Source organism: Mesorhizobium sp. dw_380 (assembly GCF_018588885.1).
Taxonomy (GTDB): Bacteria; Pseudomonadota; Alphaproteobacteria; order Rhizobiales; family Rhizobiaceae; genus Mesorhizobium.
This window is the reverse complement of record NZ_JAFFIW010000014.1, coordinates 43781-62993: the sequence shown is the minus strand read 5'-3', so window position 1 is coordinate 62993 and position 19213 is coordinate 43781. Positions and strand designations below refer to the sequence as shown.

Genomic DNA, 19213 nt, shown 5'->3' with positions numbered 1-19213 from the left:
ATGATGTTCGCGGTCTGGATCGAGAATCGCACGCCGTTCGTTGCCGGCACCTTTGTCCAGGCAAATGCTGACGGCAACGAGGTTTTCCTGGCGGTTTTCTCGGCCAGCTTCGATATGCCGGGAGATGCCACGCAATTTCAGCCAGCCGTGGAACAACTGCCGGTAAGCTTTGGCGACGTGCCATTCGGCGACCCTGCCTGCTCGTCAACCCGCTATGAAGGCGAGATCGCCTGGACCAAGCCGGGGATCGACATTATCTTGAACGGCCAGGCATATGCGCCGCGCGAGGGGCGCGTCCAAGAGATGCAGGTCGGGTTGAAGGTGGCAAGCATCCGCAAGGTGCTCAACGTGACCGGCGACCGCCTCTACGATGCGGGCAGCTACAGCCAGCCACACCCCTTCGCGAGGATGCCGATCATCTACGAGCGCGCTTACGGCGGTACCGATGACAGCGGCAGGACCGATCCGCGTAACCCGCTTGGCGTCGGTTTCCATCACGCCCGCTCCGCCGACAGGGCCGTGAAGACGCATGCACCAAACGTTACCTATGCGAGTGAGCCGTTCCGTAGCCCGTCCGATCAGCCAAGACCGGCCGGGTTTGGGGTGATCGGGCGTGGCTGGCATCCAAGGCTGCCGTTAGCGGGCACTTACGATCAGGCTTGGATCGACAATCAGTGGCCTCTTCCGCCAAGGAATTTCGATCCGCGCCACAATCTCTGCGCGCCCGCCGACCAGCAACTGCAGCGGTTGAACGAGGGCGAGGAGGTCAGCGTCATCGGCATGACACCGGATGGCCGCTGGGACTTCCGCATACCACGTGTCGTGGCTCCGATCCGCCTTCTTTACGATAACCGCGCGGAGGATCATCCGTTCCACATCGACACGGTCGTCATTGAGCCGGACTTGCGCCGCGTCACGCTTAAATCGCGCTTGTCCATGGTTACCAGGCGCAACACGCCCGTGCTCAGGGAGATCGTCTTCGGCCATGTGACGCCTGCCTTTCTCCTCGCGCGACGCAAGCGCAAGGCCTATCTCAGCCCGCGCGGCGACGACGGACTGATCGCCGCGAGGGCGACATGGCTGGGCTGAGGGCTCCGATCTACATCATGGGCGGTGGCGCCGTGACACCAGCCGGCCTCAATGCCCGCCAGACACTTGCAGCAATCCGGGCCAGCCTTTCCGCGTTCGAGCGGCGTACCCTCACCGACCCGTTCGGCGAGGATCAGACCGTTTCCCGCATCCCCTCACACTATTCCCTTCGCCTCACCGAGAACGCGTGGCTCACCAGCATGGCTGCGCGCGCGGTGGGCGAGGCGCTCGAAAAAAGCGGTGTTTCTGCTGGCGCCAGCGCTCTGCTGTTGGTGACGCCGGAGGCGTTCCGGGACCACCTGGCTTTCTCGGAGATACCGGCCAGCCAGTTTCTCGCCGGCCTGCAAGACAACCTGGGCGAAAGGTTCCATCCATCCTCGCGCGTCTTCGATGGGGGCGCAGCGGCCTGCATCGGGCTGCTGGATCGGGCGGCGGACCTCCTGGCAACGTCGGGAGTCGAGCAGGTTCTGCTGGGTGGCGTCGACAGCCTAGTGAACGACAAGGACATCGCGCGGCTCATGGCTGCCAACCGCTTGAAGGCCGAGGACAATGCGCAGGGTCTTGTGCCAGGCGAAGGTGCAGCCGTCGTCTGTCTGCGCCGCTCGCCCGGTCGCGGTTTGGCCGCCCAGTGCACCATTCACGGGGTCGGCGCCGCGATGGAGGAAAACTCCGTGCTGTCGGAAAACAACAGCCAAGGCAGGGCGTTGGTGGCTGCCTGCCGTACCGCGATCGAAGGCAAGGGGCCGACCGAGTCCGACATCAAATTCATTGTTGGCAGCGACAATGGCGAACGGTACAGCGCGTGGGAGACATTGATCGGGCGTGCACGCTTCTACCGGACACGCCGCGAGACCTTTCCGATGGCCTATCCCGCAATGACGATCGGCGACATCGGCGCCGGAGCTGGTGCGCTCACCCTGCTTATTGCCGCCGACAGTTTCGCCAAGGCCTATGCTCCCGGCCGTGTCGCCATGTGCGAAGCCGCATCAGAGGCCGGCATGCGTGCTGCCGCGCTTGTGAGCGAGGTTCGTTAGTGTGTGATTGAATTGAAGCGCCCCGCGTCCTTAGACAGTCCTTCACATCCACGCCGGAATTGGGCGTGAACGCCTCCAATTGGTCAGCGCGATCTCCGCGTTGGCAAGCGCCTTCCTCATTGCGTCCAGCTTCAGCCGCCGCATTGATTGAAATTTATCGAACCTCGCCGGGCCTTTCCCATTGTCCCACCAGGCCTGGGTCCGCGAAGCGGAAGGCAGCAGCGTCGCCTCTATAGTCTCGAACTCCGGCCCCAGCTTGGCCGGCTCCGTGACGAACACGTCGGTGTCGTTGAAGTCAATCTCGATCAAGTCGCGAAGGGCGAGCCCAGCTGCATAAGCAAGTTCCGGCGACTGCATCTTCTCGATCAGCCAGGGCATGATCGCCATGTCACCCAGCAGTCCGCTCGCCGCGACTGCCGCTTCCCGCGTTGCCGAGGTGGATACGAATTGCTGCCACCATGACCGCGCCGCGATCGACGGTGTGGTGAGCAGCCGGATTTCCATGACGGCTCCCGCAAACTCCGGATAGCCGACCAACATCTTGTCAAGCACGGGTTGCGCCAGCCGAGCCTCGCCCAGCAAGGATACCGCGACCGCCGCCTGCAGCCGTTCCTCCGCGCAACGCGCTTCCATACAGGCCGCAACCTCGACGATCACATCGCGACGCCGCCGCGCACCGGCGAGCTTCAGCGCCCTACGCCGCACTTCGGCGTCGCGGTCGGTCAGCAGCTCCGCGAGCCTGGGCCCGGGATTGGCTCCATGGTGATACAGCGCGCCAACCCCCAATGCACGCTCCATTGCGACCGTCGAATCCAGCCAACGCGCAACGAACGGCTTCAACCTGTCCGGCGAGCTGCGCGCAACCGCGCCCGACAGCGCCGACAGCCCGGACTTCCCAAGCGGTCCCGCGCTCTCAAGGGCAAACTTGATGGCGGGCGCGGATCGCCATTCGAACGCCAGGGACCCGAGTAGAAAAAGTTCGGGCGGCTCCTGGTAGTCGGCAAAGCGTGCCGCCACGAGATCCCACGCCGCCTGGCCGGCTGCGAACAGCCCGTCGAGATTGGCGTCGAGCCGCTGGTCGATGCGGCCTATGTCGAAGGGGCCCATCAGGTGGCCATCGATCTCCCGTGCACGACGGTGCCACAGGAACGCGGCATCCTCGACATGCTGCTCGATGATCGCCGGGATCGTCGCAATCCGCTGCATGGAGTTCTCAATTGAGGTGAACAGCCGCACCCCGCACGCGGTTCACGCCGCTTGCCTGGCTGCTCAGCTGACTGCCGCGTATCGAGATGCGGCCATTCTTCTCCAGAATGATGGAGGCCAGGCCGCAACGCAGTTCGATGCGCTCCTTGGCATTCAGCGTCACCGTTTCGCCGTCGCGAACCACCTGCACTTGGTCGCTCGGGCGTGCAGGATCCACAATACGTCCGACGACGAGCGGGCGGCCCGGATCGCCACCTTCGAAGAGCAGCGCCACCTCCGCGCCTACCGCCGAGGAGTCGAACCTCGCCAGGCTACGGGCCCTGAGTGCCGTCTCGCCGGGATTGCCGACGAACACCACGAGCGGCGCGCCATCCTCGAAGCCGATCAGCAGCCCGATAACGACACCATCGATGCGTTCGACCGATCCGTCTTGTCCAATCATTTCAGTTGTTGAAGACATTGCTACCCTTGATCTTGACGTCGCCGTCAGCTTTGACCTGGACATCGCCGCTGCCTTGGATGCGGATATCCTTGCCCTTGATGGAAATCGTGCCATCCTTTTTCATGTTGATGGAGGCGTCGCCGCATATCAGCGTGATCTCGTCGCCGGCATCGATCATCAACTTCTTGCCGACCTTGATCGAACTGTCTTCGGCAACTTGAATACCGCTGCCCTTGCCGACCTTGAGTGCGTGGCCGCCGCCGATTTCGGTGCTGTCGTCGGCGGCAATGCTGGCGCTACGTGCCGCGCCGACACTGAAGGTTTGGGCACTGCCAACGGTGACACTCTGGTCAGCTCCGACATTGATCGTTTGCGCCGCTCCCACGTTCCAGCTATCCGCAGTGCCGATGTCGTGGCTCTGTGCCGAGCCCACAGTGACGGAGCGTGTTGCGCCGATGGTGTTGGTCTGCGCCGCGCCCACGGTTCTGGTCTCGGTGGCGCCCACCGAGTCGACCCGGGCCGCGCCGACGCTTACCGTCTGGACGATCGCGACCGTCTGTGAGTGATTGGCGCCAATGGTTTCGGTGGAGTTCGAGCCAATACTGATCGTCTCGTTGGACCCCACCGTCAGGGACCGGTTCTTGCCCACCGTTTCGGTATCGTTCGAGCCGATGTTCGTGGTCTGGTCGACGCCGACCTTGACCGTCTTGTTATTACCAACGTCCTCGTCGAGGTTGTGGCCGACGGAATGCTTGGCGTCGTGATCGATGCGGTCGGACTGGTCGTGCTGGACGAGCTTCTTGCGATCATGCTTGATCAGAAGGTGGTGGTCTTTCTGCGCCTGGAAATTGACCAGTTCAGAGCCGGCCTTGTCCTCGAACATCAGCTCGTTGTAACCGCCGCCGCCTTTCGAAGAGTTGGATTTCCAGCCCGATTGCGTTGCGTTGCCCGGTAAGCCGTAAGGCGGCATCTGCGAGGCGTTGTAGACCCTGCCGGTGATGATCGGCAGGTCAGGGTCGCCTTCGAGGAAGTCGACGATCACCTCCTGGCCAATGCGCGGTATCTGGATGAAGCCCCAGCCGCTGCCGGCCCAGGTCTGCGAGACACGGACGAAGCAGGAACTGTTTTCGTTCTTCTTGCCCAGGCGGTCCCAGTGGAACTGCACCTTCACCCGGGCATATTTGTCGGTGAATATCTCCTCGCCTGAAGGGCCGACCACCGTCGCCGTCTGCGGCCCGCGCATGATCGGCCGCGCCGTGATCCGCGGGGAACGATAGGGCAAGGCAGTCGGCGCGACAGCCAGCACGACCTTGAAATTCTCGCTGTGGACTTCGTTCTGGGTTCTGTAGCCCGGATCGAACAACCTGTATTCGGCGCTGACCACCAGATACTCCTGGTTCTGGTCATCGCGCGGAAAGCTTTCCAGCTTGAAAGTACAGCCGGAATGGAGACCCCGCACGGTTCCGACAGCAGTGATGCGCTGGTGCACGGCCTGGAGTTCCTCGCGCCGGATACCGGCCAGGGTGTCGCCGCGCCCCACATCGAGATGCGCCCCAGGCTGGCGATAATTCTCGCCGGAGGCTTCCTTGTGACTGAACGGCTGGGCGGACTTCGCCATCAGATCGGCGCCAGGCTTCTGGAAATCATAGTCGGTGTGGGCATAAGCGCCCGGCCGTACCGAACTCCCCGGAATCCATTCGGTGATGTATTCGACGTCGCGCCGCGAGCCATGTCCCTCGAAATTATAAGGTATCTTCTCGTAGCCCGGCGCTGGCTTCAGCTTGCTCATCGCGTCGCACAGCACGAGCGTGTGCTTGCCCTCATCGTGCTCGAAGAAATAGAAGATGCCTTCGTGCTCGAGCAAGCGCTGCGCGAAATCCAGGTCGCTCTCGTCGTACTGCACACAGTATTCGCGCGAGGGATACGACCCTTGCAGCCGCTTCTCGAATTTCGCCGAACCGTATTTCGAGAAGATCTTTTCGACGATCTCGACAGCGGTCATGTTCTGAAAGATCCGGCAATCGGTGGTGTTGCCGAGGAACCAGAGCCACGGCCTGACGACCGCTTCGTAGTAGGCCAGCCGGTCCTCAATGCGTGTCAGGCGAAATTCGGACACCAGGCCGCTGAACCACCGTTTCGGATCGGATTCCCCTTCGACCGAAACCACGCCCCCCAGCATCTTCAGCGGATCAATGTCGGAGCTGGGGCTGACGAACCCAACCGTATAGGCATAGCAACGGCTGATCTCGTCGCGGCCGACAAGATGCGTGAAGGTCAGTTCGGCGCCAACGGGTGTCTGCACAACCGTGGCACGTTCGTTCGGCATGGGTCGTGCCCCTCCTGGACGCGGCCGCCAGCGCGGTGGAACTTTTTTCGACCCGCCGCACAAGGCCATGTTGAGCCTACCACATGAGTCCTGCTGACCAAAGAGGACGCACGGTGACTGGCCCTTGGCCCCTGCCGATAGGTCAGCTCCAAACGCTGCTGTCCTGTTGTGCGCGCAAACTGCTAGAATGGTGGAGTATCGATCAGCGTTCGACGGCGATCCTGGATGTACATCAGTCTGCAAATCAACAATGTCGACGCCCTGCCCGCCGGCATCCCGACCGGCTACGCAGCGCGGGATCGCAGCTTTGAAATCGGACGCGATGCTAGTGACTGGACCTTGCCGGACCCCGACAAGTTCATCTCGGGCCGGCATTGCGAGGTTCGATACGAGGCCGGCGTGTTCTGGCTGCACGATGTCTCGCGCAATGGAACCTACCTCAACGGATCAAACCAGCGAATGACCGGCCCGCATCGGCTGAGCCATGGCGACCGGATGCTGATCGGCCGTTATGTCATCTTCGTATCGATCGACGAGGAGCGCGCCACGGCAAGCCATCCCAGCCACAGTTCGACACAGCGGGAAATGCCGGCGGTGGCAGGCCGGTCGCTGGAATTCGGAGATGGGCCTTTCTTCGATCCTGCGGAGCAACGGTCCGGACAGCGGGTTTCAGCGCCGACGTTCCCGTCGCAACCCGCGCCTCTCCCCTCGACCGGCGACGAAGTGCTGCGGGAGATCGCGATCGCGGCCGGCATCTCGCCGGAATTGCTTCAATCGCGCGACCCGCGTGAAGTTGCCGCCGAAATCGGCGCGGTCCTGCGGACAGTGGTCGAGGAACTGACCTTGCTGCTGAAAGCGCGCGCGGCCGCGAAAATGCTGGCCAAGAGCACGCAACGAACGATGATCAGCGCCGCCGACAACAATCCCCTGAAGTTCGTTCCAGGAACCGACGACATCCTCGAAATCATGTTCGCACGGCGCCGAGCCGGCTATCTTGATGCGAGACGTAGTATCGAAGATGCGTTTCGCGATCTCAAGACGCACGAATTCGCCACCTATGCCGCGATGCAAGCTGCGCTGTCGCGGCTGCTTGACGACCTGTCTCCCGAAGCGATCGGCAAAAAGCTTCCGCCGACGTCGTTCTCGTCGAAGAAGAGCCATGCCTGGGACGCTTTTGTTGCGACCTGGCGAACCATGGAGGAAGCCCATGAGAACGGCATGCTGGATATATTCCTGGCCTATTTCAGCGAAGCCTATGCCAAGGCCGACAAGCAAAAATAGCTTTTGAAGGGAGCCGTCGCACTGCAGTCGACGAAGAAAACCTCTTCGGTGCGAGGCATCCGGTTCCATTCGAGAGTTTCTGAGATTACCATCACATACGACAATTCGCTAAGCGGGTAAGGCTGATCGACCTGGGGGTCTGCGGCAAATGTCATCTTATGGCGGGATTGTAAGATATAGCCGACCTTCCTCCGGACACTGCCCTGGCATGCAGGGTTTGCATTCGCTTTACCTGACCGCGAACCGCTTTGCGCCCATCTGGCGCAGACGCGGGCTCCGCGCGTGGACGGACGATCGGCGATGAGCTCGAAGGACGATCCTTTCGGCCCAGCGGGCAAGACCGTCATTCGCGTCACCCCACGGCGTGAGCGAAAACCGGCGCCAGCCCCTCAGGAGCCCGTCGCGGAGGGCGGGCAATCCCCACAGATCAAGGAATCGACAGTGTTCGATCCCGGCGTTGGCCGGCATAAACCGCCGGGCTGGACATCCGGAACAGTGATGTATCAAGGAACTCCATCCGCCGTGGCGGCCGGCGCTTCCGCGGCAACGCCGAAATCGGCTCTGCGGCAGGAGACCCTGTTCAATGTCACCGACAGTGTCAGATATTCCGCTGCAAACCCGATCCTTGCCGCAGCCGCACCGTTGCTGATGCTTTTCGGCCAGCTCAGGCTTGTCCCGGTCGAGAGACAAGCGGAAACGTTGGCCGAACATGTCACTGAGGCGATTGATAGGTTCGACAGGGCACTGGAGAAATCAGGCGTTGCCGAAGAGGATGCGCGGATTGCGAAATTTGTCCTCTGCGAGACCGCCGACGATCTGATCGGCAACCTGCCCTGGCCGCGGAAAGACGCTTGGGCGCAGCACAGCATGTTGTCGCAGTTCTTCCACGTCGAGCCCAACGGCACGGGTTTCTTCGAAGCGCTGAACAAGACCCTGGCCAGCCCGGAGGCACATTACGACCTGCTCGAACTGATGCACATCTGCCTGTCTCTGGGGTTCGAGGGCCAGTATCGCGGCTTGACACGCGAAGACACCAATCTCGAACGCGTTCGCCGCGACGTCTACGAAACGCTTCGTTATTTCAAACCTCGCGCCGACGATGACATCTCGCCCCGCTGGCAGGGCCTGGCGGCGACGATGACACAGTCATCGGTACGCCTGCCGCTCTGGGTGGTTGCGGCAGCAGCGTCGGCGCTGCTGACAGCGGCATACTTCGCGCTGCGGGTCTTGATCACCAATGAAGGCGACGCCGCCGCCGGTGAGTTGCTGGCACTCAACCCATCGACGCCGATCGCCATCGAGCGCGCCAGCGTGGCGCCGTTGGCGGAACCGGCGAAAGTCGCTCCACCCGCCGCCACAACCACACAGATCGATCGTATCCGCTCTGCACTGGCCAAGGAAGTCGAAGGCGGCGGCCTGACCATCGGCTCCAAAGGCGACTTCATCGTGGTCGAAATCAACAATCTCCTGCTGTTCCAGTCCGGCAGAGCCGAAGCCAAGCCAGAATTCCAGCCCATCGCCGCCGATATCGCCGCGGCCCTGGAGCCCGAGCGTGGACCAATCAGGATCGTCGGCCATACGGACAATGTGAAGCCGCGAAAATCGAGCCTGTTCAAGTCCAACTTCGACCTTTCCGTCGCCAGGGCGAAGGCTGTCGAAACAATGATGGCACCGAAATTCAGCGATCCCTCGCGGCTGGCCGTCGACGGCAAGGGCGAGGACGAACCAATTGCCGACAATAGGACGCCGGAAGGCCGCGCCAAAAACCGCCGTGTCGATGTGATGATCGCCAAGGAGGAAACATTGTGAGCATGGCCCGTTGGAAGTGCCGATGAAGCGTTGGCTGCTGCGGATTTTCAGCGTGATCGCGCTGGCCGGTTTTGCGACGGCAGTGTGGTTTGCCGGACCTTTGATCCGCTTCGCCGATACCCGTCCTCTTGGACCTGTCTGGCTGCGCGCGACGATCATCGGTGTGATCGTGGCGATCGTGGCGCTCTTCTACGGATTGCGTTTCTGGCAGATGCGCAAAGCGCAGAAGGCGCTCGAAACGGTCGTTGCCCGCAACGACGACAGGGATGACGACTCGCAGGTGCTCGAGGCGCGCATGAACGAGGCGATCGCTGCGCTCAAACGGTCGAGCGGCAAGCGCAATTTCCTTTATGAGACCCCCTGGTACATCGTCATCGGCCCGCCCGGCGCAGGCAAGACGACGGCGCTGGTCAATTCGGGCCTGAATTTTCCGCTGGCTGGTTCGGGTGATGCCCAGCCAGTCGCCGGTGTTGGAGGCACCCGCTCCTGCGACTGGTGGTTTACCGACGAGGCCGTGGTGATCGACACCGCGGGACGCTACACGACGCAGGATTCCAATGCCCAGAGCGACAAGAAGAGCTGGCTCGCCTTCTTGTCGCTGCTCAAGAGATACCGCACACGGCAACCGATAAACGGTGTCATCCTGGCTATCAGCCTTGCTGATCTCATCAGCCTCGACGATCAGCAGCTTGACGCTCACGTCGTCGAGATACGCAGTCGTCTGCGGGAAATCTACGAGACGATGAAGATCCAGTTTCCAGTGTATCTGCTTTTCACCAAAGCCGACTTGGTTTCCGGATTCATGGAATATTTCGGCGCTTTTGAAGAGCCACGCCGGCGCAAGGTCTGGGGCGCGACATTCCAGACCGCGGATCGCAACAAGAACATGGCCGGCGAGGCCCCGGCCGAATTCGATGCACTGGCAAGACGCCTGGCGGAGGAGATGCCAGACCGTCTACAGGAAGAGGCTGATCCGGTCGCACGCATATCGGTCTTGGGCTTTCCGGCGCAGTTTGGCGCGCTGAAAGGCCGAATTTCGAATTTTGTCGCCAGCCTGTTCGATCCGGCTCGCAGCCAGGTGAATGTCAGCCTGCGCGGGCTTTATTTCTCGTCAGGCACACAAGAGGGAACGCCCATCGATCAGGTGCTGGGCGCGATAGGCCGCAGCTTCGGCAGCTATTCCCGCGCCCATCTGTCCGGAACCGGCAAAAGCTTCTTTTTGCATGATCTGCTGACGAACGTCATTTTTGCTGAATCCGGATGGGTCTCGTACGACAAATCGGCTGTAAGACGTGCGGCGATCGCCAGATTTGCGGGGCTTTGCGCCGTCGCGTTGATCGCCGCGGCGGCCCTCGGCACCCTGGCCCTGAGCTTCACAGCCAACAGATCGCTGATCGCTTCCACCACGCAGGCCATGAGCCAGTATCGCGAGACGGCGGACGCGCTGCTCAAAAGCACCGAGGTGACCGATGTCGACCTCGAAAACGTCATCGGCCCGCTCGACCAGTTGCGCAATCTGCCGACCGGGTTCGGGACCAGTGAAGTGCCGACACCAATCGAGGAGACGTTCGGCCTAAGCCAGCGGGAGAGACTTCTGTCGGCATCCAAGACGGCTTACAGGCAAGCGCTGGAACGAATGTTGCGATCGCGCCTGCTTGTTCAGGCCGAGCGAACGATCCAGGCCAAAATGGCCGATCCCGCCGCGCTCTACGAACCGCTGAAAATCTATCTGATGCTTGGCGGCAAGGCGCCGAAGGTCGAGGACGCGCTGATCATTTCCTGGATGAAACAGGATTGGGAGCAAAACCGGTATCCAGGCGAAAACAACCGCGAAGGACGCGAGCAGCTCGAAAAGCACTTGCGCGCCATGCTTGCTTTGGATGACGCATATGATCCGGTCTTCGAACTCAACCAGCCGCTCGTCGAAGCCGCTCAGCGCTCGCTCGGGCGGATGAGCCTTGCCGACCGGGCCTCGGCGTTGATCAAGTCGGCGGTATACGCGGCAGCGCTGGATGATTTTTCTGTTGCCGTGAAGGGCGGCCCGGAAGCGCAGCTGCTGTTCGAGCGCGCCGATGGCGGCGATCTGTCGGGCCTTCGTGTTCCCGGCCTCTATACTTATGCCGGCTTCAGCCATTTCTATCTCCGACAACTCTCACGCATCGCGCAGACGCTCGTCGACGACCAGTGGGTCCTTGGCGGCGGCGGCGAACAAGGCGGCATCGATCAGGAGTTGCTCAAGCTCGGCCCCGAACTGCTCGATCGCTATGGGAAGGAATTCGCAACGGCGTGGAACAGCGTTCTCGATGGGTTGAAACTCAAAGCGATGCTGAAAGACAAGCCACACTATTTCGCGCTTTCCGCCGTCGCCTCGCCAACCTCACCGATCGAACAGCTGTTTACGGCGATCGCCGACGAAACCGCTCTGACACGGGACAATGCTTCCGGCAAGGACTCAGGCACCGAGGATGGAACCGGCGCGGTTCAAGGCCAGTCACAGGATGCCACGAACATGGCCAAGGGTCTGGCTCGCATCGGCATTCAAATCGCCACCGGAAAGTCGCAAAGCCGCGCCGGCACAGGATCGGCGAACGCGCAAAACCAGAATCCCGGGGCCAACATCGAAGCGCAGTTCAGGTCATTCCAGGCCTTGGTGAGTGGTCCTGCCGGACACCGCCCGATCGATGCCTTGACCCAGAATTTCCGGGACATCTACCAGAGCCTGCAACTGGCGACCGACGTGCCTTCGCAAACGGAACGCGTCAATGCGAATCTGCAGCTCCAGATAGCCACCCTCCGTGCCAATGTCTCGCGCCTGCCCAAGCAACTCGCCAGAATGGTCAATGCGACGGCGGACGAGTTCGAAGGCAACGTCGCCGAGACCTCGGTGGCGAATTTGAACCAGATGCTCGACCAAGCGGTCACGGCTCCCTGCGAGGCGGCGGTCAATGGCCACTATCCTTTCGCCGGCAATGGCACCGATGACATTGCGATGGCGGATTTCGCGAGATTGTTCGCCCCAGGCGGGCTGATGGACCGGTTCTTCGCGCAACATCTCGCATCGCTGATCGACATGACCGGCCAGGACTGGAGCTGGAAACAGGATGCCCGCTTTGGGCGCGACCTGTCGAAGTCGACGCTGAAAGATTTCCAGCTGGCGGCCGAAATCCGCAGTGCTTTTTTTCCCCAGGGCGGTTCGGTGCCCTTAGTCAGCGTTACCTTCACGCCGTTCTCACTGCATGGCGATGCCGATGCTGCGGTGCTCGATATCGATGGTCAGACCGTCCAAAGCAACCAGGCGGGCAACGCGCCAAGCACCGTGACCTGGCCGAGCGGCACCGCCTCCGGGTCCGCCAGCCTGAGCCTGACGCCGGAGATGCCAGGCCGAGAATCCACCATCAAGTTCGAAGGGCCGTGGGCGCTGAAGCGGCTGCTGGACAAGGCGACCATCACCGGCAACGACAGCAATGTCGAGGCGCGCTTCGTGATCGGCGGACGCGACGTCACCTATACGATCCAGACCGGCTCCGGCCCCAGCCCCTTCTTCCTTCCCGCACTTTCCGGATTCAGCTGTCCGAAGGCGTTTTGAGATGCGCTTCGAGCTTTTCAATCCTTGGACACCTCCTATGAACCTCAGGAGCCCATCCCTTAATTTCGATACTTTAATGGTCGAGCCTGTGGCAAAGTGGCGCGAGCGAGCGCCCGGGAGTGCGCCGCAGAGGACGCTTGAGAAGCGCTTGGTGGCAAGTTGAGCGATGTCGCCCTTCCCGTTGACAGTTTCGGCGTGAGCCACAAAGGCTGTGTCCGCGAGCACAATGAGGACAACTACCTGCTCGAGCCACGAACCGGTCTTTGGGTGGTGGCCGACGGAATGGGCGGGCATGAGGCCGGAGAGGTCGCCTCAGCCAGCATTGTCGACCATCTGGCAACGATAGGTATCGCAAGCTCCGCTCCGGATCTGCGGGCGCGCTTCGAGGACAGGCTGAGCCGGGCCAATGCCGAGATCCGCAGTATCTCCGAGTCACGTGGCATTACCATCGGCTCAACGGTGGCCGCCCTGTTGGCGATGGACGGACGGTTTGCCTGCCTGTGGGCGGGTGACAGCCGGGTCTATCTGATCCGCAACGCCTCGATCTCGCAGATTTCGAAGGATCACACCGAAGTGCAGGAACTGCTCGACCAAGGCATGATCAGCGCAGCCGAGGCGCTCACCTGGCCGCGCCGCAATGTCATCACGCATGCAGTCGGCGTCAGCGACGAATTCGTCATCGATTTCCAGCAAGGCGAACTCATGCCGGGAGACATTTTCGTGTTGAGCACAGATGGGCTGACGGCACATGTCACCGACGCGGAGATCGAGGCGGCGGTGGTATCGGCGACACCTCAGGCGGCGTGCGAAAGTCTGCTGGAAACGGTGCTGGCGCGGGGTGGAACAGACAACGTGACTATCGTGCTGGTGAAGATCGGGAACAGACGCAATGGACAGTCGCTGCACCCTGATCTGTCCAGAGCGGAGGGCTGAGGTCGATGAGCGCCGACGACAAGACGCGAATATCGCCTCAGTTGGCCAACACCGCCGTGGGCACGCAGCTCAGCGGCATCTACGAACTTGACGAGCGGATCGCGTTCGGCGGCATGGGCGAGGTCTACCGTGGCCACAACATCCAGACCGGCGACCACGTCGCGATCAAGATCGTGCTGCCCGAGTTTGCCCGCGATCAGACAATCCTGTCCTTGTTCCGCAAGGAGGCCTCGATCCTCAATCACCTGTCGCATGACGCGGTCGTGCGATACCACGTGTTCACGATCGATCCCGGGATCGGCCGTCCCTACCTTGCAATGGAATTCGTCGACGGCGAGTCGTTGTTCGACATCATGCGACGTGGGCCGATGCCGACGAAAGAGGTTCGCAGGCTCTGCCATCGCCTCGCATCCGGTCTGAGCGCCGTGCATCAGGCCGGAGCAATCCATCGCGACCTCTCGCCGGACAATATCATCCTGCCGGGGGGCCGGGTCGACCGCGCGAAGATCATCGATTTCGGTATCGCACGATCGGCGACCGTAGGCGGGGAGACGCTGATCGGCGGAAAATTCGCGGGAAAGTACAACTACGTCTCACCCGAGCAGCTCGGGCTGTACAGCGGCGACGTCAGTGAGCAGTCCGACATCTACAGCCTTGGCCTGGTGCTGGCTGCCGCTCTGCGCGGAAAACCAATCGATATGAGCGGATCCCAGTTCGAGATCATCGAAAAGCGCCGGACCGTGCCTGATCTCTCCGGCATTGACGACGATTTTCGTGGCATTGTTGAAGCCATGCTGCAGCCGGATCCGGGAGACCGGCCGGTCAGCATGGCGGACATCGCCAGGATGACGCGTGACGAAGACGAGGGGACAACGCCGCCGACGTCGATCACCCCCCGCGACCGGCCGGGTTTGCAGCGAGCCGGGCAAACCCTTGCGCCTGGCCCCAAGGCCCAGCCTCAGCCCTCCAATATCGCGGGGCACAAGGTGCCGACGGCAACAGGTCCCGGCGAACAGCGCTTCGTCCCGCATGTCCGGCCTGCGCATTTGTCCCAACCGCAGCCTTCGCCGGCCGCCGGCCCGCCCCGCGCGCGCGCGGCGGATGCGCCTGCAAAATCCGCAAAGACCCGAACCATCGCGATCGCTGCCCTGGCGACATTGGCTGTCGCCTCAGGTGCCGGCCTGTACCTGAGCGGCTTCATGACGCCTGCCCTGCCGATTGCCGGTAAGACGTCGCTTTCCGCGCCCGAACCATCAAAGCCTACACCGGAAACGTCAGAGCCGGCCCAAACCGACAAAGTCGCGAACGCTCCTGAGCCGGCAAAGGCGGTTCTGCCCGCGCAGCCGCAAACAGGGACCGCCGAACCGCCGCCTGAAAATCAGGCCGATGCCGTGGCGGCTCAAAAGCCGCAGCCGGCACAGCCCGCCGAGGAACCCTCGAAGCCGCCAACAACGGAAGTGCAGCCGCAAACGGAGGCGAGCCCGCCGCTGGCCGGAAGCCAGGCAGATGCCAAGGCAGTGCAAGCGCCGGAGCCGGTGAAGCCCATTGCTCCCCCGCAAACCAAGGAATTCCCGAAGCCATCCGCAACCGATGCGCAGCAGCCGCCCGAAAAGGCACCGCCGGCAATACAGCCGGACAAGATGGCCAGCGGTGTTCAAACGCCAGCTCCGCCTCCTGTCACGACCGCTCCAGCCCCGCCAGCGGAGAAGGTCTCAACGCCGCCGGCCCAGCCGGAGGTTGTGGGGACCCAAAAGGCCGAGCCACAGATCAGCCAGCCGACAGCGCCCAAGGCGACCGAGCCGGCGCCCAAACCCACGGCAAGCCCGACGGATGTCGCGAACGACGAGAGTCAAAAGGCGGTATCACCGGCAGCCAAGCAGCCAGATCAACGTGTCGCGTTGAATGTGCCCAAACCAGCAATACCCCCGGTCGTCGCCGACAGTGCGCAACGCGTCTCCTGGGTTCGCGACTTCGGCGGCGGCGATTGTTTCTATGCGACCATGACGACGTCAACCGACACAGCCGCCGCGATCGAAGGATTTGGCACGGCGGTCCAGCCATTCGAGAGGATGCTGGGCGATTTCCAGGCAAAGTTCCATGTCGAGCCGGACATCAGCGTCCGCCTCATTGAGCCAAGCCAATGCGAAGTCACCAATTTTCTGCGCTTTCTGGGACAGAGTGCGGCCGACAAGCCGCAGCTGGTTCTCGACCGGACATCGGTGCCGAACGGCACGCCGATCAGTGGCACGCTGGTGACGCGTGGCGGGCTCATCTCCAGCGTGCTGCTGATCGATCACAAAGGCATGGTGTTCAATCTCGACGACCGCATCGTCGCACAATCGGACAAGGCTTCCTTCAGCATCCCGATTGGTCTCGGCGCGGCGGACAAGGCCGCTGGAAAGGCCGTGCCGCAGATCATAATGGTGATCACGGGCCCTCAGGATATCCAGGCGGCTGCATTCTCGACGCCGACGCCAGCCTCGGTGCTGCTGCCCAAGATTCTCGAAGAGATCGAGACCAACGGATCTCAATTTTCAGCCACTGCCAAGTATTTCCGGCTCGGCGGATAGCATGGGCGCCCGATGGAACTCCGCCGCGCGTGTTTGCCCCACTCGTCCGCCGGCCTGCCGATAAAGCAGCGTGATCCGGTTCGAACCTTGCCAGCCCTGACAGGCCGCATGAAGCTTGCCGTCATGGCAGGAGCGGCACTGCTGGCCGTGCTGTCGTCCACCGAGGCGCGCGCCGAATTCACGGTTTGCAACCAGACACTGGACGTCGTCAATCTCGCGGTCGGCCAGAAGGTCGACAATGCCGACCAGACCGACGGCTGGTGGACCATCGGCGCGAATCAATGCGTGAACGTCGTCCGCGACGAACTGACCAACCGCTTCATCTACATCTATGCGACGGACGTCTTTGGCCACGCGATCCTCACCGGATCGACCGAGATGTGCATCGAGCGGCGACGTTTCTCGATCCGTGGCATCGACGAATGCTGGCAGCGCGGTCATATCGCGGCGCAATTTCTCGAAGTCGATACGCTTGAACAGGTGCGGTGGACCTTCTTCCTGACCGGAAGCAATCCGTGACGCACAGTATCGACACGAGCTTCAAGCAAAAAAAGCAGGCGCGCGCTGCCCTGCGCAGGCGAAGGCTTTGGCGCAGGCTTGTTGCCGGTCTCGCTGTGTTTGTCCTGCTTTCCATCGCCGCCGGTTTCTACCTCACCGCGGACTATTGGTCGTTCGGCGACGAAGACGAGGAACTGCACGCGGTCGAGGGTGCGGACGACGTGCCGGCCGATGCATCCGTCTATGTGCCTGCCATTATCGACCTGGCCGGAGACCCGATGTGGATTACCCTCGCGCCCGATGTCGGCGCCGCGACGAAAGGCCAGGCAGTCCCGCGCCCGGCAGAACTCGATCAGGCGGGCGTTTCGCCCCAGATCGAGATTCTGTCCGACGTCATGCTTAGCGCCAGCGAAAAATTCATGACGACGATACCATCGACGCAGGAGGATTTCGCATTCTTCCAGGCGCAACGAAAGACTGCCGCCGCGCCATCCAACGATCTGCAGAACGATCTTCAGCCATCGCCCGCCACCAACGAGGCCCCCGCGGCAGGCCCGCAGGCGGACGCCGACGATCCCGAAGCCGGCTGGGGGGAGACGATCGACGCCGGCGACGCGGCGCTGCCCGCATTCCAGAAGACCCAGATCGAAAACAATACGAGCGTCGCGGTCGTCACCAATGAATATCAGCGGTTCGAAGCGACCGAAGACACGTTCGTGAAGATCCTCAACGACCGCAGCCTCGACAGCGTCGCGCTCGATGCACATTTCTCCGCCGACGACGCCAAGCTGGCGGGCGAAGCCCTGAAGGCGCTTTTCAACCGGGACGGCCTGGAGCCGGGTTATGTCGTTGCGATGCGCGGATTCCGGCCGAACCGCGAGACGACAACAATGTCCCTGATGCAGGTCTCGATCTACGCCAAGAATGTTTTTGTCGGCACGCTGACACGCAACGCCGCGGGCGCCTTCGTGTCAGGTGTCGATCCCTGGGTCCGCGAAGATCTGTTCAACTATTCGGGCTCACAGGAGGAAGGCACGCACAAAAGGCAGTATCGTCTGCTCGACGCGATCTACTCGACGGCGGCCCGCAACAATGTTCCGACGGGTGTGATCGGCGAGGCGATCATGTATCTGTCGAGAGGACAGGATCTGGACGCTTTTGCAAGCGAGGACCAGCGCCTTGTGCTGATCTATTCGCAGACGCCGCGCGGCAAGGACGAGGGTGCCGGGCGAGTGCTGTATGTGGGCGTGCAGGGCACCGAGAAAAGCCTCGACTGTTTCGTCTTCCAGCAGAGCGACGGCCAGTTTGCATGCGTTACAGGTGACGATCAGGTCCGCTCGCTGACAGTCACCAACGGCATGGTCACGCCGGTCAACGGGGTCATGACCTCCACCTTCGGGCCACGCAAGCATCCAATTCTGGGAACCGTTCGCATCCACAAGGGCGTCGACTGGGCAGCTCCCGTGGGCACGCCGATCGCGGCGGCGTTCGACGGCGAGATCACCTTCCAGGGCGATGGCGGGAGCTACGGCAATTTGGTGAAGATTTCGCACGGAAACGGGCGCGAAACGCGCTATGCGCATATGCAGAAGTTTGCAATCGAGGCTGGTGTCGGCACCAAGGTGAAAGCCGGCGACATCATCGGCTACATCGGCACCACCGGCCTTTCGACCGGGCCGCACCTGCATTTTGAGCTCTATCAGAATGGCGAGGCGATCGACCCCCTGGGTACGGTCACTGCGGTCGCTTCGACGGATTCCGCTGTCGAAACGCTGACCGAGCGTATCGTTCATGTCGAAAGTGGCGGCAGCGCTCGCGCCAAGAACCCCAATTCTTCAGCCACCGGCGCCGGCCAGTTCATAACGAAGACCTGGATCAGGATGATGAATACCTACCGCCCGGAACTTGCACGCACGCTGTCGACCGCCGACCTGCTCGCTCTGCGTTACGACGCCACGATCTCGCGTGAGATGGTGCGCAATCTGGCGCGCGAAGGCGAGGCCTATCTTCGCGCACGCGGTCACGAGATCACGGCAGGCCGGCTCTATCTCTGTCATTTCCTGGGAATGGAAGGCGCGCATCAAGTGCTGTCGGCGCCAGGTTCGGCGCTACTGAGCGCCGTGCTGGGGTCGCCCGTGATCCAGGCCAACCCGTTTCTCACCGGCAAAACAGCCAGCTATGTGGTGGACTGGGCCGAAAGAAAAATGGGCCAGAAACTTATCCGTGTGGCCACCGATGCCAGCCCGCAGACAACGACAACGGAGATCCGCCAGACGTCGCCGGAGTTCGAAAAATACAAGCAAGCCGTCGCCGCCCTGATAAGCTCGATTCAGACTACGCTTTAAACCGAGCCGTGGCGGCATCAGTCTTTCAGCCCTTTGGTGTTGCCATAGGCAGCTTTTTTCGGGCCCTTTGTGAACCAAAACCGCGGTCAAGATC

General features: G+C 62.0%; 12 protein-coding genes. 9 read left to right on the top strand and 3 right to left on the bottom strand.

Annotation, left to right across the window (positions count from 1 at the left end; genetic code table 11):
- Both JT360_RS16185 and JT360_RS16180 read left to right on the top strand, forming a co-directional pair.
- Positions 1-1089, top strand: a complete 1089-nt coding sequence (locus tag JT360_RS16185; protein ID WP_214472651.1) for a DUF2169 family type VI secretion system accessory protein — start codon at positions 1-3, stop codon at positions 1087-1089.
- 17 nt (positions 1090-1106) lie between these two features.
- Positions 1107-2123 carry a hypothetical protein gene (locus JT360_RS16180; protein ID WP_214472650.1) on the top strand — a complete coding sequence of 339 codons (1017 nt, stop codon included), beginning with the start codon at positions 1107-1109 and terminating at the stop codon, positions 2121-2123.
- A 42-nt stretch (positions 2124-2165) separates the two neighbouring features.
- On the opposite strand, the gene JT360_RS16175 is transcribed toward JT360_RS16180, so the two are convergent.
- From JT360_RS16175 to JT360_RS16165, 3 genes are read right to left on the bottom strand one after another with little or no spacing between them, the layout of a single operon-like run.
- Positions 2166-3329, bottom strand: a complete 1164-nt coding sequence (locus JT360_RS16175) for a hypothetical protein (protein ID WP_214472649.1) — start codon at positions 3327-3329, stop codon at positions 2166-2168.
- Positions 3330-3336: 7 nt separating this feature from the next.
- Positions 3337-3771, bottom strand: a complete 435-nt coding sequence (locus tag JT360_RS16170) for a DUF6484 domain-containing protein (protein WP_214472648.1) — start codon at positions 3769-3771, stop codon at positions 3337-3339.
- 1 nt (position 3772) lies between these two features.
- Positions 3773-6097, bottom strand: a complete 2325-nt coding sequence (locus JT360_RS16165; RefSeq protein WP_214472647.1) for a type VI secretion system Vgr family protein — start codon at positions 6095-6097, stop codon at positions 3773-3775.
- 225 nt (positions 6098-6322) lie between these two features.
- Here JT360_RS16165 and tagH point away from each other — a divergent pair, with 225 nt between their 5' ends.
- The 7 genes from tagH (at position 6323) to JT360_RS16130 (ending at position 19119) form a co-directional block, all read left to right on the top strand.
- Positions 6323-7378, top strand: coding sequence for a type VI secretion system-associated FHA domain protein TagH (gene tagH, locus JT360_RS16160; protein WP_214472646.1), 1056 nt, complete (start codon positions 6323-6325; stop codon positions 7376-7378).
- Between the two features lie 300 nt (positions 7379-7678).
- Positions 7679-9187, top strand: coding sequence for a type VI secretion system protein TssL, long form (gene tssL / locus JT360_RS16155; protein WP_214472645.1), 1509 nt, complete (start codon positions 7679-7681; stop codon positions 9185-9187).
- A gap of 22 nt (positions 9188-9209) precedes the next feature.
- Positions 9210-12773: a type VI secretion system membrane subunit TssM gene (gene tssM / locus JT360_RS16150; RefSeq protein ID WP_214472644.1), complete on the top strand. Its 3564-nt coding sequence runs from the start codon at positions 9210-9212 to the stop codon at positions 12771-12773.
- A gap of 159 nt (positions 12774-12932) precedes the next feature.
- A complete protein-coding gene (locus JT360_RS16145) occupies positions 12933-13706 on the top strand; it encodes a PP2C family protein-serine/threonine phosphatase (protein WP_214472643.1) in 774 nt (257 codons plus the stop codon).
- A gap of 5 nt (positions 13707-13711) precedes the next feature.
- A complete protein-coding gene (locus tag JT360_RS16140; RefSeq protein ID WP_214472642.1) occupies positions 13712-16276 on the top strand; it encodes a serine/threonine-protein kinase in 2565 nt (854 codons plus the stop codon).
- Between the two features lie 108 nt (positions 16277-16384).
- On the top strand, positions 16385-16795 hold the full coding sequence (locus JT360_RS16135; RefSeq protein ID WP_214472719.1) for a DUF1036 domain-containing protein: 411 nt from the start codon (positions 16385-16387) through the stop codon (positions 16793-16795).
- The gene (locus JT360_RS16130; RefSeq protein ID WP_214472641.1) at positions 16792-19119 is read left to right on the top strand and encodes a M23 family metallopeptidase; all 2328 of its coding nucleotides are present in this window, start codon (positions 16792-16794) and stop codon (positions 19117-19119) included. The genes JT360_RS16135 and JT360_RS16130 overlap by 4 nt, the downstream gene beginning before the upstream one ends.
- Positions 19120-19213: the final 94 nt, after the last annotated feature.

Bases quoted from the DNA above. Each gene is read 5' to 3' on its own strand.
- JT360_RS16185 (WP_214472651.1), top strand. From the start codon at position 1: ATGATGTTCGCGGTCTGGATCGAGAATCGCACGCCGTTCGTTGCCGGC.
- JT360_RS16180 (WP_214472650.1), top strand. From the start codon at position 1,107: ATGGGCGGTGGCGCCGTGACACCAGCCGGCCTCAATGCCCGCCAGACA.
- JT360_RS16175 (WP_214472649.1), bottom strand. From the start codon at position 3,329: ATGCAGCGGATTGCGACGATCCCGGCGATCATCGAGCAGCATGTCGAG.
- JT360_RS16170 (WP_214472648.1), bottom strand. From the start codon at position 3,771: ATGATTGGACAAGACGGATCGGTCGAACGCATCGATGGTGTCGTTATC.
- JT360_RS16165 (WP_214472647.1), bottom strand. From the start codon at position 6,097: ATGCCGAACGAACGTGCCACGGTTGTGCAGACACCCGTTGGCGCCGAA.
- tagH (WP_214472646.1), top strand. From the start codon at position 6,323: ATGTACATCAGTCTGCAAATCAACAATGTCGACGCCCTGCCCGCCGGC.
- tssL (WP_214472645.1), top strand. From the start codon at position 7,679: ATGAGCTCGAAGGACGATCCTTTCGGCCCAGCGGGCAAGACCGTCATT.
- tssM (WP_214472644.1), top strand. From the start codon at position 9,210: ATGAAGCGTTGGCTGCTGCGGATTTTCAGCGTGATCGCGCTGGCCGGT.
- JT360_RS16140 (WP_214472642.1), top strand. From the start codon at position 13,712: ATGAGCGCCGACGACAAGACGCGAATATCGCCTCAGTTGGCCAACACC.
- JT360_RS16135 (WP_214472719.1), top strand. From the start codon at position 16,385: ATGAAGCTTGCCGTCATGGCAGGAGCGGCACTGCTGGCCGTGCTGTCG.